This window comes from Streptomyces sp. NPDC006296 (assembly GCF_040613235.1).
In the GTDB taxonomy this organism is placed as follows: domain Bacteria; phylum Actinomycetota; class Actinomycetes; order Streptomycetales; family Streptomycetaceae; genus Streptomyces.
Genome location: NZ_JBEXRT010000034.1, coordinates 43,380 through 59,542 on the forward strand (window position 1 = coordinate 43,380; position 16,163 = coordinate 59,542).

The window sequence follows — 16,163 nt, forward strand, 5'->3', positions numbered from 1 at the left end:
CGGCCGGTCCGTCAGGATTCCGACTTTCCGGACCAGGGGCCGCTCATTACGCTCGGGTCATGCCCGAGCCTGATCCGAAGGACTCGACCGGAGCCGCACGCCAGACCTCAGGGAGTCTGCGGGGGCTCTCCGCGGAGCTGACCGCCCGTGTGCCGGAACTGCTGGACGCGACGAGGTCGGTCGGGACGGGACTCGAACTCCGCGCCACCCTCGAACGCATCTGTGCGACCGCGGCCGAACTGGCCCACGCCCGCTACGCGGCCATCGGGGTCGTCGAGGCGCCCGGTGAACACCTCTCCGACTTCGTCACGTACGGGGTGCCGGACGAGGTCGCCCGGGCGATCGGCCGGATCCCCGACGGGCACACCGGGCTGCTGGGCGCGCTGATCGAGGAGGGCGCGTCCATCCGGCTGGAGGATCCGGAGGCGGACCCGCGCTTCGCCGGGTTCCCGGCGGGCCACCCGAGGATGCGCACCTTCCTCGGGGTCCCGATCCGCGTCCAGGGCCAGATCTTCGGCAATCTCTACGTGATGGAGAAGCACGGCGGGGGCGCGTTCGGCGACGACGAACTGCACATGCTGCGGGTGCTGGCCACGGAGGCCGGGATCGCGGTGGGCCACGCGCGGACGTACGAGGCGGCCCGCCGGCGTGAGCAGTGGATCGACGGCTCGGTGGCCGTCACCACGGCCCTGCTCTCCGGAGGGGACGCCGACGAGGCCCTGGGCGTCGTCGCCGAGCAGGCGCGCCGTCTCGCCGACGGCGTGGTCGGCATCGTGATGCTGCCGGCGGCGGCCGGAGGTCTGGAGATCGTCGCCGTCGCCGGGGACCGGGCGTCCGCGTCCCTCGGGGTGATCATCCCGCCGCAGAGTCCGGTGGTCGCGGCGCTCCTGAGGGGGGAGCAGGTGTTCCTGGACGACTCGGCGACCGACACCCGGCTGGTGACCCGGCTGGCGGACGGGTTCGGCCCGCACATGCTGCTGCCCCTGCGCAGCGGCGGCCGGGTGCTCGGCGCCCTGTCCGTGCCGCGGGCCCGGGGCGCGAGGCCCTTCACCCGGGCCGAGCGCACCCTGGCCATCCACTTCGCCGCGCAGGCGGCACTCGCCCTGAAGCTGGCCGAGGCCCAGCGGGACCGGGAGCGGCTCGCCGTCTACGAGGACCGCGACCGGATCGCCCGGGACCTGCACGACCTGGTCATCCAGCGCCTGTTCGCCACCGGGATCATGCTGGAGGGCGCTCAGCGGCGTTCTTCGGTCCCCGCGGTGCAGGCCGGTATCGGGCGGGCCGTCGACGAGCTGGACGTGACCATCCAGGAGATCCGTACCGCCATCTTCGCCCTGCAGCAGGAGCCCGCGGAGGCACCGTCGGGACTGCGGACCCGGGTGCTGCGGGAGATCAACATGGCCGGGGTCCCCCTGGGCTTCATGCCCGCGCACCGCTTCCTGGGGCCGGTCGACTCACTGGTGGGGGAGCTCGCGGGCAAGAACCTCATCGCGGCACTGCGGGAGGCGCTGTCCAACACGTTCCGCCACGCGCGGGCCTCCCGGGTGGAGGTGACGGTGGACGCGACCGCGGTGCTGCCGGACGGCCGGGACGCGGTGCGGCTGACGGTCGCCGACGACGGGGTGGGCATCCCGGACGGCGGGCGCCGCAGCGGACTGCGCAACCTCGCCCGGCGGGCCGAGTCCCTCGGCGGCGCGAGCCGGTTCGGTCCGGGAACCGGCGAGGGCGGCGGCACACAAGTGATCTGGGAGGTCCCGCTCTGACCGCCCGTACGGCGCCGGCGACGGCCTGAGCGCACCGACGGGACCGGCGTCCGGCGCGTACCGCCCCCGGCGGTCACTCCCCCGTGCCGCCGTCGCAAGGGGCCGGCGCGCCGGTCGGGCGGGTGGTGGCGGCAGACGGCCCCGGAGAGCGGGCCGGGCGGACGGCCCCCGCGGGCGGACCGTGCGCGCCGCCCGCGCGTGGGTCTCAGCGGGTGGCGAGGATCCGTTCGATCACGACCGCGACACCGTCCTCGTCGTTCGTGAGGGTCACCCCGGACGCGGCGGCCACGGCGGCGGGGTGGGCGTTGCCCATGGCGAACGAGGCGCCGGCCCAGCCGAGCATCTCCACGTCGTTGGGCATGTCCCCGAAGGCGACGACCTCGTCCGCCGAGATCCCGCGCTCCGCGCAGCAGGCGGCGAGCGTGGCGGCCTTGGAGACCCCGAGCCCGCTGATCTCCAGCAGCGCGGTGGGGCTGGACCGGGTGAAGGACGCCCGGTCGCCGGCGGTGTCCCGGGCGAGCGCGAGGAAGGCGTCGGGGGCCAGCTCGGGGTGGTGGGCGAGGATCTTCAGCACGGGCGCCCCGCTGCCGGGAGTCTCCTCCCGGAGCAGCTTCTCCGCGACGGCGACCGTGGCACCCGGGTCCATGTGGAACGGGGGGTAGGCCGGTTCGTAGTGGATGCCGGTGGACAGCTCGACGGCGAACGAGACCCCGGGGGCCGCCTCGCGCAGCGCGTCGACGACGGTCAGCGCGACCGGGCGGTCCAGCGGGTGCACCCGGAGGAGGACCCCGCCCCGGAGGTCGGCGACGGCGGCCCCGTTGGCGCAGATCGCCAGGGAGTGGTCCTGCACGTGCGGGGTGACGACGTCCATCCAGCGGGCGGGCCTCCCGGTGACGAAGAGGACCTCGATCCCGGCCTCGTCGGCCGCCGTCAGCGCGGCGATCGTGCGGTCCGACAGGGTCTTGTCGTCCCGGAGGAGGGTGCCGTCCAGATCGGTGGCGATCAGCCGGGTCACGGCGGGGAGAGGCGAGTCGGTAGCTGAGGTCACCCGGTCATTCTCCCGTACGGAGTCGCACGGGCGTGCAGAGGGGCGCACATCTGAGAGTGCGAGCGCCTGAGCTGGGTACATGCCTCTGTCCTATGCCAAAGGCCGCCGACCGGTCCGCGCCGACCGGGGGAGGTGCCCGGCCGGCCGGAGCGTCCCCACCACCGTCCCCGCCCCCGTCCCCGCCCCCGTCCCGGGCCGGACGGCGCCGGGGGCGGGGCGCGGGAGCGGTCAGCCGAGCTGGGACAGGGCCTCGCCGGCGATCCGCTCGAACACCTGGGTGTCCAGGGCGAAGACGGAGTCCGGGACCGGCCAGTGGACGACGATCTCGGTGAAGCCGAGCTCGAAGTGGGTGCCCGCGAAGTCCACGAACGCGTCGAGGGACTCCAGGGGGCTGCCGGGCGTGAAGCCGGTGAGCAGGATCTTGTCGAGGCCGGCGACATCGCGGTCCGCCTCCTCGCACGCCGCGCCGAGCCGGTCGATCTGGCCGCGGACGGCGGCCACCGACTGCTCGGGGGTGCCGTTCTCGTACAGCTTCGGATCACCCGTGGTCACCCAGGCCTGGCCGTACCGCGCCGCCAGCTTCATCCCGCGCGGCCCGGTCGCGGCGACCGCGAAGGGCAGCCGCGGACGCTGCACGCAGCCGGGGATGTTCCGGGCCTCGTGCGCGTGGTAGAACCGGCCCTCCTGCGTGACGGTGGGCTCCCGGAGCAGCCGGTCGAGCAGCGGGACGAACTCCGCGAAGTGGTCGGCCCGCTCGCGCGGAGTCCAGGGCTCCTCGGTGCTCCCCCGCAGCGTGGTGGCGTCGAAGCCGTTGCCGCCGGCTCCGATGCCCAGCGTGATCCGGCCGTCGGAGACGTCGTCCAGCGTGATGAGCTCCTTGGCGAGCGTCACCGGGTGCCGGAAGTTGGGTGAGGTGACGAGCGTGCCCAGACGCAGGCGCTCGGTGGCCGTGGCGGCGGCCGTCAGGGTGGGCAGGGCGCCGAACCAGGGGCCGTCGCGGAAGGTCCGCCAGGCCAGGTGGTCGTAGGTGTAGGCGGCGTGGAAGCCCAGCTCCTCCGCGCGCTGCCAGCGGTCGCGACCGCCCTCGTGCCAGCGGTGGATGGGCAGGATCACGGTACTCAGGCGACGGGAGGAGGTCATGGTCACGACTCTACGGCCGTCTCCCGCGGGCCCGGCCGGTCACCGGGGAAACGGAGGCGGGCGGCCGGCCGTGCGGCCCGGCGGGAGGCCCCGTGCCCGGGGCCCGGTCTCCGCGGCAGGTGTCACTCCCCGAGGCGCAGGTGGTGCGGCGGCACGGAGTCGGTGAGCCAGACCCCGTTGGCGGTCACGTGGAAGACGTGGCCCGCCCGGTGCATGGCCCGCGCGTCCACGCGGAGGACGACCGGTGCCCCGCGCCGGGAGCCGACCCTGACCGCGGTCTCGCGGTCGGGCGAGAGGTGCACGTGGTGCCGGTTCATCGGCCGGAGCCCCTCGGTGCGGACGGCGTCCAGCACCCGTGCGACGGTCCCGTGGTAGAGGCGGGCGGGCGGTTCCGCCGGGGGCAGGCCGAGGTCCACGGCGACGGAGTGGCCCTGGTTCGCGCGGATCCGGTTCCCGTCCACGGCGAACCGCTGCTTGTCGTCGGCCGCCACCACGTGGTCGAGTTCGGCCCGGGTGAGAGGGAAGCCCTGCCGGGCGCAGGCTTCCAGGAGCTCGTCGACCGGGACCCAGCCGTGCGCGTCGAGGCTGATCCCGATCCTGTCGGGTTCATGCCGGAGATGCCTCGACAGGTACTTCGACACCGCGACGGTGCGTCGTTCGTCCATCCCGCGAGCATGCCCGCGACACGTACCCCGGTGCATCCCGATTTCATCCGGACGGCGCGGGAGCTTCGGGCGTCCGGAGGTTTGATCCACAACCAACTCAGGTTATCCACAGGAGTTTTGGCGAATCTGTGGACAAGTGGCTTACCTTTTGCGGCTTTTGGCAAACTGTGTTCTGACCGGGTGTGATTGAGGTGACTGGTGGTCAGCCCTCATGGTCAACGAGGCTCTACGGAGGACGACATGCCCAACCAGGCAGCGGCTGAACGGACATGCCCAACACAACCTCCGCGAGGCCGACTTGTGCGGCGGCGGGACGAGTGCCGCCGACAGGCGTCCTGACGTGGGGAGGGGCGGCTCACGAAGCCGACCGGGAGCCGTGGCTCCCGAGTCCCAGCTGCCCGGCGGTCAGAGCGGTGGCCTCAGCCGGGCCACACCGCGAGGGATCCGGGTGCTGATGCGTGACAGCAGCCGTGCGGCACGGGCCTCGGGCGTCACCGGGACCACGGCCCGGTTGTGCACCACGGCGTCGAGGATCGCCCGGGCCACCTTGTGGGCCGGGTAGTTGCGGAGCGCGTAGAGGTGCGTCGTCCGCTTCCTGAGACGCTCCTGCTCCGGCTCGTCGGCACCCGCGAACTGCGCGGTCCCGGTGATGTTCGTGGTGACGAACCCGGGACAGACCGCGCTGACACCGATCGCACGCTCGGCCAGCTCCGCGCGCAGGCACTCGCTGAGCATCAGTACCGCCGCCTTGGAGGTGCTGTAGGCCGGCAGCGCGCGCGAGGGCTGATACGCCGCCGCCGAGGCGACGTTGACGATGTGGCCGCCCTGTCCCCGCTCGGCCATCTGCCGGCCGAAGACCCGGCAGCCGTGGATGACGCCCCACAGATTGACGTCGAGGACGTTGCGCCAGTCCTCGCTCGTCGTGTCGAGGAAGGAACCCGACAGTCCGATCCCGGCGTTGTTCACCAGAACGTCCACGACGCCGTGTTCGGCGGCGACCCTCGACGCGAGCGCCTCCATGGCCTGTTCGTCGGCGACGTCCACCACCTCGGCCCATGCGCCGGGTGCGCCGGCCGAGCGCGCGGCCTCCGCGGTCCCGGCCACCCCCTCGGCGTCCTTGTCCACGGCCACCACCCGTGCCCCCGCCCGGGCGAACGCGAGTGCCGTGGCCCGGCCGATGCCCGAGGCCGCGCCGGTCACCAGCACCAACTGCCCGCCGAACCGCCCGGCACGGGCCACCGTGGCTGCCGGTTCGGCCGGTTCCGGAGTGCCGGGACCGGCGGGGGCGTCCCAGGCGCCGGCTTCGACGTCCCGGACGAACTCCCCGATCCAGGAGGCCAGCTGGTCCGGCCTGGTGCGCGGAACCCAGTGCTTGGCCGGCAGCGTGCGGCGCACCGACCTGGGCGCCCAGGTCTCCAGCGCGTCGTGGAGCGACGGGGAGAGGAAGGCGTCGCCGGTCGGTGTGATCAGCTGCACCGGCACGTGCGCGTGGGCGTCCTCGCGCGGACGGCGCAGCCGGGACCGGACGTTGTCACGGTAGAGCCAGGCCCCGTGCGCCGCGTCCCGCGGGAGCGACGCCGTCGGATACCGGTCCGCGGGCAGTCTCTCCATCCGCTCCAGAATCCGTGGCCACTGCCTGCCGAGCACTCCTCGCCACGCCATCTCCGGGAGGACGGGGGTGTGCAGTGCGTACACGTACCAGGACTTGGCGCCCTGGCCCAGCAGTTGCCCCAGTCCGCGGGGGCTCGGACGGGAGGTGCGCTGCTTGATCCAGTGACCGAAGTGGTCCAGCGACGGACCCGACATCGAGGTGAACGACGCGATGCGGCCCTCGGTGCGCTCCACCGTGGCGAACTCCCAGGACTGGACGGACCCCCAGTCGTGGCCGACCACATGGACGGGCCGGTCCGGACTCACGGCGTCCGCGACGGCCAGGAAGTCGTCGGTCAGCTTCTCCAGGGTGAATCCGCCGCGCAGCGGTGCGGGCGCCGTCGACCTGCCGTGTCCGCGCACGTCGTAGAGCACCACGTGCCAGTGCTCCGCCAGCCGTCCGGCGACCTCGGACCAGACCTCCTTGCTGTCCGGATAGCCGTGCACCAGCACGACCGTGGGCCGGGACGCCTCACCCAGCTCGGCGACGCACAGCTCGACCCCGCCCGTTCGCACCCAGCGCTCACGCGCGCTTCGCAGATCCACGCCGCCTCCTCGTCCTGTGCCGGCGTTGCGGTACGCGTCCGTAACGTGACACCGCCGAATGTGGCAACCGGGGGCCGCCGCGTCAAGGGATCACCCGCACCGGCCCCGGGCGGACCCGGGGCCGGTGTCGTTCTCCGTGGGGGTCCCCCTACGGGTGCGTACGCCTGGAGACGGACGTGCATCCAGCCGCCTGGTCTGACGACTCCTGTGGCGGACGCCACTAACGTCGGGGACGTGACTGTGATCGCAACCGAAAGCCTGAGCAAGCGGTTCCCGAGGGTGACCGCACTTGACCGGCTCTCCTTGGACATCGGACCGGGCGTGACCGGCCTGGTGGGTTCCAACGGGGCCGGCAAGTCCACACTGATCAAGATCCTGCTGGGTCTGTCCCCCGCCACCGAAGGCCGGGCCGCGGTGCTCGGGCTCGACGTCGCCACCGAAGGCGCGGCGATCCGGGAGCGGGTCGGATACATGCCCGAGCACGACTGTCTGCCCCCCGACGTCTCGGCGACCGAGTTCGTCGTCCACATGGCGAGGATGTCCGGGCTGCCGCCCACCGCCGCGCGCGAGCGCACCGCGGACACCCTGCGGCACGTGGGGCTGTACGAGGAGCGCTACCGCCCCATCGGCGGCTACTCGACCGGGATGAAGCAGCGGGTGAAGCTGGCCCAGGCCCTGGTCCACGACCCGAAGCTGGTCCTCCTCGACGAGCCGACGAACGGCCTGGACCCCGTCGGCCGGGACGAGATGCTCGGACTCATCCGCCGCGTCCACCGGGACTTCGGCATCTCGGTGCTGGTGACCTCCCACCTCCTGGGGGAGCTGGAGCGGACCTGCGACCACGTCGTCGTCATCGACGGCGGCGCACTGCTGCGGTCCAGCTCGACCAGCGACTTCACCTCGGTGACCACGACCCTGGCGGTCGAGGTGACCGACAGCGACGACCACCCGGACGGCACGGCCGCCCTGCGCACGATCCTCACCGAGGCCGGCCTCACGCTGGTGGGCCACGACGGACTCGACGCCGAGGGGCTGCCGGGAGCGGGCCACATCCTCCTGGTCGAGGCGACCGGCGAGGAGACCTACGACCTGGTCCGCGACAGTGTCGCCGGGCTCGGACTGGGCCTCGTCCGGATGGAACAGCGCCGCCACCGCATCGCCGAGGTCTTCCGCGCCGGAGAGGCGCACCGGGTGGCCCCGGCCGTGACGGCCGGCGTCGGACAGCAGAAGGGGAGCGGTCACCATGAGCACTGAGACCGGGACCGTGGCCGGGAGCGACGCCTCCCGCATCCACAACATCGGATACCGCTCCTACGACGGTGTCCGGCTGGGCCGGGCCTACGCCCGCCGCTCGCTCTACTCGCAGTCCCTGCGGGGCTCGTTCGGACTCGGCAGGTCCGCGAAGTCCAAGGTGCTGCCGATGCTCCTGTGCGGGGTGATGTGCCTGGTGGCACTGATCCTCGTGGCGGTGGCCATCGCCACGCCCAACATGACGAAGCTCCCCATCAAGTACACGGACTTCGCGCTCTACCTGCAGGCCGTGATCGGTCTCTTCGTCGCCTCCCAGGCGCCGCAGTCCGTGTCCAGGGACCTGCGCTTCAAGAGCGTGCCGCTGTACTTCTCGCGGCCGATCGAGCGGGTCGACTACGTCGTCGCCAAGTACGCCGCCATGGCCTCCGCCCTGCTCATCCTCACCGGGCTGCCCCTCGTCATCCTCTACGTGGGTTCGCTGCTCGCGAAGTTCGACTTCGCCGACCAGACCGCGGGATTCGGGCAGGGGATGGTGTCGGTGGCGCTGCTCTCCGTGCTGTTCGCCGGGCTGGGCCTGGTCGTCGCCGCCCTGACACCCCGCCGGGGCTTCGGGGTCGCCGCGGTGATCGCGGTCCTGACCATCACCTACGGCGCCGTGTCCACGGTCCAGGCGATCGCCTGGCAGACGGACTCGGCCGATGCCATCACCTGGCTGGGGCTGTTCTCCCCGATCACGCTGATCGACGGGGTGCAGACCGCGTTCCTCGGTGCCGCCTCCGCCTTCCCCGGCGGCGAGGGCCCGGGAGCCGCGGCCGGTGTGGTCTACCTGATCGTTGTTCTCGCGCTCGTCGCCGGCTCGTACGCCGTCCTGATGCGCCGCTACCGGAGGGTCGGGCTGTGACCACCATCGAGATCGACCACACCTCGCGCTGGTTCGGCAACGTGGTCGCCGTCAACGACGTGAGCATGACCGTGGGCCCGGGGGTCACCGGACTGCTCGGCCCCAACGGAGCCGGCAAGTCCACGCTGATCAACATGATGGCCGGGTTCCTCGCCCCGTCCACCGGCAGCGTGACGCTCGACGGCACGCGGATCTGGCGCAACGAATCGGTCTACCGGGCCATCGGGATCGTGCCGGAGCGCGAGGGCATGTACGACTTCCTGACCGGCCGCGAGTTCGTCGTCGCCAACGCGGAGCTGCACGGCCTGGGCGACGCGGCCGCGGCGAAGGCGCTGGCCACGGTCGAGATGGAGGACGCCCAGGACCGCAAGATCTCCACGTACAGCAAGGGCATGCGGCAGCGCGTCAAGATGGCGTCCGCCCTGGTCCACGACCCCTCCGTGCTGCTCCTGGACGAGCCGTTCAACGGCATGGACCCCCGTCAGCGGATGCAGCTGATGGAGCTCCTGCGCCGGATGGGGTCGGAGGGACGCACGGTGCTCTTCTCCTCGCACATCCTGGAGGAGGTCGAGCAGCTCGCCTCGCACATCGAGGTGATCGTGGCGGGCCGGCACGCGGCCTCGGGCGACTTCCGGAAGATCCGCCGGCTGATGACGGACCGGCCGCACCGCTACCTCGTGCGGTCCAGCGACGACCGGGCGCTCGCCGCCGCGCTCATCGCGGACCCCTCGACCGCCGGTATCGAGGTCGACGTGACGGAAGGCGCCCTGCGCATCCAGGCGGTCGACTTCGGCCGCTTCACGACGCTGCTCCCGGAGGTCGCGCGTCAGCACGGCATCCGGCTGCTGACCGTGTCGCCGTCCGACGAGTCCCTCGAATCGGTCTTTTCCTATCTCGTAGCGGCCTGAGTAGTGGCCTGAAAGGAGCTGTGAAGCGTCATGTACGACCCCACAGTCGCCCGGCTCACCTACCGGGCCCTGCTCGGCCGGCGCCGGGCCGCCATCCTGTTCGTCCTGCCGGTGCTGCTGGTGGCCATCGCCGTGGCGGTGCGCGCGTTCGCCGGAGCCGACGACGAGGTGGCCTCCGGTGTGCTGGGCGGCTTCGCCCTCGCCACCATGGTGCCGCTCATCGGCGTCATCGCCGGGACCGGTGCCATCGGACCGGAGATCGATGACGGTTCGATCGTCTACCTGCTGGCCAAGCCGGTGAAGCGGCCCACCATCATCTTCACCAAGCTCATCGTGGCCATCGGTGTGACGATGCTGTTCTCCGCCCTGCCGACCCTGATCGCGGGGCTGATCCTCAACGGCAACGGCGGGCAGATCGCCGTCGCCTACACGATCGCGGCACTGGTGGCCTCGATCGCGTACAGCGCGCTGTTCCTGCTGCTCGGCACGGTCAGCCGGCACGCGGTCGTGTTCGGCCTCGTGTACGCCCTGGTGTGGGAGGCCCTGTTCGGCAGCCTGGTGCCGGGTGCGCGGACGCTCAGCGTGCAGCAGTGGTCCCTCTCGGTCGCCGAGAAGGTCGCCGGGGACGGCCTGGTCACCTCGGACGTCGGCCTGCCGCTGGCGACCGTCCTGCTGGCCGGTGTCACGATCGCCGCCACCTGGTACGCGGGTCAGAAGCTGCGCGGGCTGAAGCTCGCCGGCGAGGAGTGAGACCTGCCGCCTCCGTACAACCCCCGCCCCTCGGGCGGGGGTTGTCCCCTGTCCGGCGGGTGGACGGCGTGACGGACGCCGGGCCGGCCCGGCGGCAGGGTGCGTGGGGGCAACGGGAATCCGTGGCGCCGGGCTCGCGTGAATCCGGGGACCGCCGGCTGCGGGATCCGAGCCGCCGCACGGGCGGCTGAGGGGCGGCCCGGGGCCACTCCGGAACATCCGGGCGGCCCGGGCCACGGCCTCGGCGAAGGGGCGTCGCGCCGCGCCTGCCCGGTGCGTGCCTCCCCGCACACGGCGGGGCGGCGCCGACGCCCGGCCGCTGCCGGAACGCCGGTTCACGCCGTCGGACGCCGCCCGGAGCTGTCCGTGCGCGCTGGGCGCAAGGCCGTCGCGGCCGGTGCCGCCCGGTACCGAGCCCGTTGGCGCTACGCGCGCGAGGCCGTCCGGAGCAGCTCCTCCAGCACGAGCGCGATGCCGTCGTGCTCGTTCGACGCGGTGATCTCGTGCGCCACGGCCTTCAGGTCGTCGTGGGCGTTGGCCATGGCGACGCCGTGCTGCGCCCAGCCGAACATCGGGATGTCGTTCGGCATGTCGCCGAAGGCCACGGTGTCCGCGGCCTTGAGCCCCAGGCGGCGTGCCGCGAGGGAGAGCCCGGTCGCCTTGCTGAGGCCCAGCGGCAGGATCTCCACGACGCCCGGACCCGCCATGACGACGTTGACCAGGCTGCCGACGGCCTGCCGTGCGGCGTGCGCGAGGGCGTCGTCGTCGAGCTCCGGGTGCTGTATGTAGACCTTGTTCAGCGGAGCGGTCCACATCTCGGCGGGATCGCTCATGTAGCGGGCCGGCAGCGGCCCTTCCTGCACCCGGTAACCCGGCCCGACCAGCACCTCGCCGTCGAGGCCGTCACGGCTGGCCGCCAGGGTGAGCGGACCGACCTCCGCCTCGATCTTGGACAGGGCGAGGCCCGCGAGCTGCCGGTCCAGGGTGAGGGAGGTCAGCAGCTTGTGCTCGCCCGCGTCGTAGACCTGCGCGCCCTGACCGCACACCGCGAGGCCCCGGTATCCCAGGTCGTCCAGGATGTGCCGGGTCCAGGGCACCGCGCGTCCGGTGACGACGATGTGCGCGGCGCCGGCGGAGGTGACCGCGGCCAGGGCCTCGCGGGTGCGGTCGGAGACCGTGTGGTCGTCGCGCAGCAGGGTGCCGTCGAGGTCGGTCGCGACGAGCTTGTAGGAGAAGGTCACGTGGAGACCGGTTCCAGCAGCTCGCGTCCGCCGAGGTACGGGCGGAGGGCCTCGGGCACCCGCACCGAACCGTCGGGCAGCTGGTGGTTCTCCAGGATCGCCACGATGGTGCGCGGCACGGCGCAGAGGGTGCCGTTCAGCGTCGCCAGCGGCTGGACCTTCTTGCCGTCCCGCATGCGGACGGAGAGCCGGCGTGCCTGGAAGCCGTCGCAGTTCGACGCGGAGGTCAGCTCGCGGTACTTGCCCTGGGTCGGGATCCACGCCTCGCAGTCGAACTTCCGCGAGGCCGAGGCGCCCAGGTCACCGGTGGCGACATCGATCACCTGGAACGGCAGTTCCAGGCCGGTGAGCCACTGCTTCTCCCAGTCGAGGAGCCTGCGGTGCTCCGCCGCGGCGTCCGCGGGGTCGACGTACGAGAACATCTCGACCTTGTCGAACTGGTGGACGCGGAAGATGCCCCGGGTGTCCTTGCCGTAGGTGCCGGCCTCGCGGCGGAAGCACGGCGAGTAGCCGGCGTACCGCAGGGGCAGCTTGTCGGCGTCGATGATCTCGTCCATGTGGTACGCGGCGAGGGGGACCTCGGAGGTGCCGACCAGGTAGTAGTCGTCCTTCTCCAGGTGGTAGACGTTCTCCGCGGCCTGGCCGAGGAAGCCCGTGCCCTCCATGGCCCGCGGACGCACCAGGGCCGGGGTCAGCATGGGGACGAAACCGGCCTCGGTGGCCTGCGCGATCGCCGCGTTGACCAGGGCCAGTTCGAGCAGCGCGCCGATGCCCGTCAGGTAGTAGAAGCGCGATCCGGAGACCTTCGCGCCGCGCTCCATGTCGATGGCGCCCAGCGCCTCGCCGAGCTCCAGGTGGTCCTTGGGCTCGAAGCCCTCCGCACCGAAGTCGCGGACGGTGCCGTGCGTCTCCAGGACGACGAAGTCCTCCTCGCCGCCCACCGGCACGTCCTCGTGGACGATGTTGCCGAGCTGCAGGAGCAGCCGCTTGGCCTCGGCGTCCGCCTCGCCCTGTGCGGCGTCCGCGGCCCTGACCTCGGCCTTGAGCTGATCGGCCTTCTTGAGGAGCTCGGTGCGCTCCTCCGGGGTGGCCTTGGGGATCAGCTTCCCGAGCGACTTCTGCTCGGAGCGGAGTTCGTCGAAGCGCACGCCGGACGACCTGCGCAGCTCGTCGGCGGAGAGCAGGGCGTCGACGAGTGCGACGTCCTCTCCACGGGCGCGCTGGGAGGCGCGAACACGGTCGGGGTCCTCACGGAGCAGGCGAAGGTCAATCACCCCTCAAGGCTACCGGTGCGGGGATCCGCCGCTCGAACCGATATCGACGAGCGTGGCGCTTTGCACGAATTGCCGGAATAGTTAATTCTTGCGGGGGTTGGTGTGCGCGCCGTCAATAAAAGGGTCCCGCTGCCTCGAAAAGGGAGCGGACGCGATGGCCGCTTGACGCATCGGCGGTGCGGACGCGGGGAGTTGGCGCTCCTGGGGGTGGGTTGTCCACAGGTGGGGGCGGATTCGATTAGTTATCCACAGGCTGTGAAGAAGGCCTGTGGATGTCGGAAGAGATCGTTCCGAAAGCGGCATGAAGTGACAGGGATCCGCGACGTAAACCTGAATCACGCACTCATTCGAGTGGGTATTGCCCCTCTCGGTGTGCTGATCCCGGCAATAGGGAGGGTCCGGGGGGCCCTGGGGTCCTGTGGGTGATCCAGGGTGAGTGGGGCGATTTGTCGACGATGTCGCATAGTGATGTCGACTTGTCCCCAGGTCCCGGCGGTGCCCTGTGGATAACTCTGTGTGGGGTGTGAAAATCCGCAGGTAGGACCGACGAGGTCGGGGCCGGTCCTACCCGGAGGACGTCAGACCCGGCCGTCCTGGCTGCGCGCGAGCCAGTCGGACGCCTCGGTGAAGTCGGTGTCCGAGGTCCCGATGCGCAGGGGGCCCACCTCGTCGGGCGTCACTCCCGCACGCGGATACGAGCCGAGGAAGCGCACGTTCGGGCAGATCCGCTTGAGCCCCATCAGCGCCTCGCCGACGCGGCGGTCGGCGATGTGCCCCTCCGCGTCCACGGCGAAGCAGTAGTTTCCGATGCCCGCTCCGGTGGGCCGGGACTGGATCAGCATCAGGTTGACGCCGCGCACCGCGAACTCCTGGAGCAGTTCCAGCAGCGCGCCCGGGTGGTCCTCGCCGAGCCAGATGACCACCGAGGTCTTGTCGGCACCCGTGGGGGCGGAGGGCCTGGCCGGGCGGCCCACCAGCACGAAGCGGGTCTGGGCGTTCTCCGCGTCGTGGATCTCCGTCACGAGGGGTTCCAGCCCGTAGGTCGCCGCCGCGAACTCACCGGCGAAGGCGGCGTCGTACCGGCCCTCCTGAACCAGCCGGGCGCCGTCGGCGTTCGAGGCCGCGGACTCCCACACCGCACTGGGCAGGTGCGCCGCCATCCAGTTGCGCACCTGCGGCTGGGCGGCGGGATGGGCCGTGACGGTCTTGATGTCCGACAGCTTCGTCCCGGGCCGCACCAGCAGCGCGAACGTGATGGAGAGCAGGACCTCCCGGTAGATCATCAGCGGGGCGCCGGTGGTCAGCTCGTCGAGCGTCGCACTGATCCCGCCCTCCACGGAGTTCTCGATGGGCACGAGCGCCGCTGCGGCCTCCCGGTTGCGCACCGCGTCCAGCGCGGCCGGCACGGAGACCATCGGGACGAGTTCGCGGGTGGCGGCTTCGGGGAGCGTACGGAGGGCCACCTCGGTGAAGGTGCCTTCGGGACCGAGGTAGGCGTAGCGCGTGGCTGACATACGGTCACCCTAAGGGCTCGCGCGCGGTCCCCGGCGGGACAGCGCTCGGGCACCGGCGGAGCGGGCCGTGCGCCTCGCACCGGCCCGCCGCCGGACGGTGCCCCGGCCGGTCGCGGCCCGGGCGAGAGGGCCCGGCCGCTTCGCGGGGCGGCGGAGCACACGGTCCGGCCGCTCAGGACTCCAGCAGGCGCTGCCCCACGTACTCCCCGGTGCCGGCGCCGCCGGGTACGGCGAACAGGCCGCTCGCCTCGTGCCGGACGAACGGTGAGAGCGCGTCCCCGCGGTCCAGCTTGCGCTGGACCGGGATGAAGCCCTTGAACGGATCGGCCTGCCAGCAGACGAACAGCAGCCCGGCGTCCGGGGTGCCGTCGTCGGAGATGCCGTCGTGGTACGAGAACGGGCGCCGCAGCATCGCGGCGCCGCCGTTCTTCTCGGGCGAGGAGATCCGGGCGTGGGCGTTGGCGGGGATCAGCAGCCTGCCGTCCGGTCCCGCCTTGTCCAGGTCCATCGCGGTCGTCTCGGAGCCGCCGCTGAGCGGGGCGCCGTCCCTCTTGCGCCGCCCGATGACCTGCTCCTGGCGCTCCACCGTGAGCTCCTCCCAGTCGTCCAGGAGCATCCGGATCCGCCGGACGACGGCGTAGGAGCCGCCCGCCATCCAGGAGGATTCCGACGTCTCGTCGGACGGCACGAAGATCCGCTTCTCGAAGTCCTCCTCGGACGGCCGGGGGTTGTTGGTGCCGTCCACCTGGCCCATCAGGTTGCGTGCGGTCATCGGCCGCGCCGTGGCGCCCGGGGTGCGGTTGAAGCCGTTCATCTGCCACCGCACCCGGGCCGTGGACCCGGCTTCCTTCTGCAGGGTGCGCAGGGCGTGGAAGGCGACGAGAGCGTCGTCGGCACCGATCTGGATCCAGAGGTCACCGTCGGACCGCCGGGCGTCGAGGCGGTCGGAGGAGAAGGCCGGCAGCGGATCCAGAGCGGCCGGACGCCGGTCGGTCAGCCCGGTGCGGGCGAAGAAGGTGCGTCCGAATCCGAAGGTGACGGTCAGGGAGGACGGGCCGGCGTCCAGTGCCACCCCGGTGTCGTGGCCCCTGCCGCCCTCCGCCGGCTCGCCGGCCGTCAGCCGTGCCGCCACCGCCGACCAGCGACGCAGGAGAGCGGCCGCCTCCGTGCGCCCGGCGCCGGGTGCCAGGTCGAAGGCGAGCAGGTGCCCGCGGGCCTGAAGCGGAGTGGTGATCCCCGCTTGATGTTTCCCGTGAAACATCGCCTCGGTCGAGCCGACCGAGGCCAGCGCCGTCGGTGCTTCCTCCCGGGTCGCGGCAGAGACACCCGCGCCGCCGGCCGCGCCGAGGACGAGGCCGGCCGCTCCGGCCGCTCCCGCGCCGCCGATGAGCCGCCGCCGGGAGACGACGCCGACGCCGTCGGGCCCTACGCCGCCACTGCCGGGCCGCACACCGTCGCCGTCGGGCCGTACGCCGTCGCCCTGGGGGCGCGCGCCGTCGCCGCGCCCGGTGG

General features: G+C 72.3%; 13 protein-coding genes. 5 read left to right on the forward strand and 8 right to left on the reverse strand.

Annotation, left to right across the window (positions count from 1 at the left end; translation table 11 throughout):
- The first annotated feature begins 59 nt into the window (after window positions 1-59).
- A complete protein-coding gene (locus ABZ172_RS22495) occupies window positions 60-1,763 on the forward strand; it encodes a GAF domain-containing protein (protein WP_356885691.1) in 1,704 nt (567 codons plus the stop codon).
- Window positions 1,764-1,968: 205 nt separating this feature from the next.
- Here the strand turns inward: ABZ172_RS22495 and ABZ172_RS22500 are convergent, their stop codons facing one another.
- The 4 genes from ABZ172_RS22500 to ABZ172_RS22515 all read right to left on the reverse strand — a co-directional run bounded on the left by ABZ172_RS22500 (window position 1,969) and on the right by ABZ172_RS22515 (window position 6,812).
- Window positions 1,969-2,811, reverse strand: a complete 843-nt coding sequence (locus ABZ172_RS22500) for a Cof-type HAD-IIB family hydrolase (RefSeq protein ID WP_356885693.1) — start codon at window positions 2,809-2,811, stop codon at window positions 1,969-1,971.
- Window positions 2,812-3,039: 228 nt separating this feature from the next.
- Entirely contained in the window at window positions 3,040-3,951 is a 912-nt protein-coding gene (locus ABZ172_RS22505; protein WP_356885695.1) for an LLM class flavin-dependent oxidoreductase, read from the reverse strand.
- Window positions 3,952-4,073: 122 nt separating this feature from the next.
- Window positions 4,074-4,616, reverse strand: a complete 543-nt coding sequence (locus tag ABZ172_RS22510) for an RNA 2'-phosphotransferase (RefSeq protein ID WP_356885697.1) — start codon at window positions 4,614-4,616, stop codon at window positions 4,074-4,076.
- Window positions 4,617-5,021: 405 nt separating this feature from the next.
- On the reverse strand, window positions 5,022-6,812 hold the full coding sequence (locus ABZ172_RS22515; RefSeq protein WP_356885699.1) for an SDR family oxidoreductase: 1,791 nt from the start codon (window positions 6,810-6,812) through the stop codon (window positions 5,022-5,024).
- Window positions 6,813-7,052: 240 nt separating this feature from the next.
- Here ABZ172_RS22515 and ABZ172_RS22520 point away from each other — a divergent pair, with 240 nt between their 5' ends.
- The 4 genes from ABZ172_RS22520 to ABZ172_RS22535 are packed head-to-tail and all read left to right on the forward strand — an operon-like array spanning window position 7,053 to window position 10,622.
- Window positions 7,053-8,066 (forward strand): ABC transporter ATP-binding protein, encoded by a 1,014-nt coding sequence (locus tag ABZ172_RS22520; protein ID WP_356885745.1) that lies wholly within the window; start codon window positions 7,053-7,055, stop codon window positions 8,064-8,066.
- Complete coding sequence (locus ABZ172_RS22525; RefSeq protein WP_356885701.1) at window positions 8,056-8,964, forward strand: ABC transporter permease; 909 nt, start codon at window positions 8,056-8,058, stop codon at window positions 8,962-8,964. The genes ABZ172_RS22520 and ABZ172_RS22525 overlap by 11 nt, the downstream gene beginning before the upstream one ends.
- A complete protein-coding gene (locus ABZ172_RS22530) occupies window positions 8,961-9,872 on the forward strand; it encodes an ABC transporter ATP-binding protein (protein WP_356885703.1) in 912 nt (303 codons plus the stop codon). The genes ABZ172_RS22525 and ABZ172_RS22530 overlap by 4 nt, the downstream gene beginning before the upstream one ends.
- 30 nt (window positions 9,873-9,902) lie before the next feature.
- A complete protein-coding gene (locus ABZ172_RS22535; RefSeq protein ID WP_356885705.1) occupies window positions 9,903-10,622 on the forward strand; it encodes an ABC transporter permease in 720 nt (239 codons plus the stop codon).
- Between the two features lie 425 nt (window positions 10,623-11,047).
- Here the strand turns inward: ABZ172_RS22535 and ABZ172_RS22540 are convergent, their stop codons facing one another.
- From ABZ172_RS22540 to efeB, 4 genes are all read right to left on the reverse strand, one after another.
- Complete coding sequence (locus tag ABZ172_RS22540; protein WP_356885707.1) at window positions 11,048-11,863, reverse strand: HAD family hydrolase; 816 nt, start codon at window positions 11,861-11,863, stop codon at window positions 11,048-11,050.
- Window positions 11,860-13,137 (reverse strand): serine--tRNA ligase, encoded by a 1,278-nt coding sequence (gene serS / locus ABZ172_RS22545; RefSeq protein WP_356885709.1) that lies wholly within the window; start codon window positions 13,135-13,137, stop codon window positions 11,860-11,862. The genes ABZ172_RS22540 and serS overlap by 4 nt, the downstream gene beginning before the upstream one ends.
- A gap of 578 nt (window positions 13,138-13,715) precedes the next feature.
- On the reverse strand, window positions 13,716-14,651 hold the full coding sequence (gene pheA / locus ABZ172_RS22550) for a prephenate dehydratase (RefSeq protein WP_356885711.1): 936 nt from the start codon (window positions 14,649-14,651) through the stop codon (window positions 13,716-13,718).
- 172 nt (window positions 14,652-14,823) lie between these two features.
- Entirely contained in the window at window positions 14,824-16,101 is a 1,278-nt protein-coding gene (efeB, locus tag ABZ172_RS22555; RefSeq protein ID WP_356885747.1) for an iron uptake transporter deferrochelatase/peroxidase subunit, read from the reverse strand.
- Between the last annotated feature and the right edge of the window lie 62 nt (window positions 16,102-16,163).

Bases quoted from the DNA above. Each gene is read 5' to 3' on its own strand.
- ABZ172_RS22495 (WP_356885691.1), top strand. From the start codon at position 60: ATGCCCGAGCCTGATCCGAAGGACTCGACCGGAGCCGCACGCCAGACC.
- ABZ172_RS22505 (WP_356885695.1), bottom strand. From the start codon at position 3,951: ATGACCTCCTCCCGTCGCCTGAGTACCGTGATCCTGCCCATCCACCGC.
- ABZ172_RS22510 (WP_356885697.1), bottom strand. From the start codon at position 4,616: ATGGACGAACGACGCACCGTCGCGGTGTCGAAGTACCTGTCGAGGCAT.
- ABZ172_RS22525 (WP_356885701.1), top strand. From the start codon at position 8,056: ATGAGCACTGAGACCGGGACCGTGGCCGGGAGCGACGCCTCCCGCATC.
- ABZ172_RS22535 (WP_356885705.1), top strand. From the start codon at position 9,903: ATGTACGACCCCACAGTCGCCCGGCTCACCTACCGGGCCCTGCTCGGC.
- pheA (WP_356885711.1), bottom strand. From the start codon at position 14,651: ATGTCAGCCACGCGCTACGCCTACCTCGGTCCCGAAGGCACCTTCACC.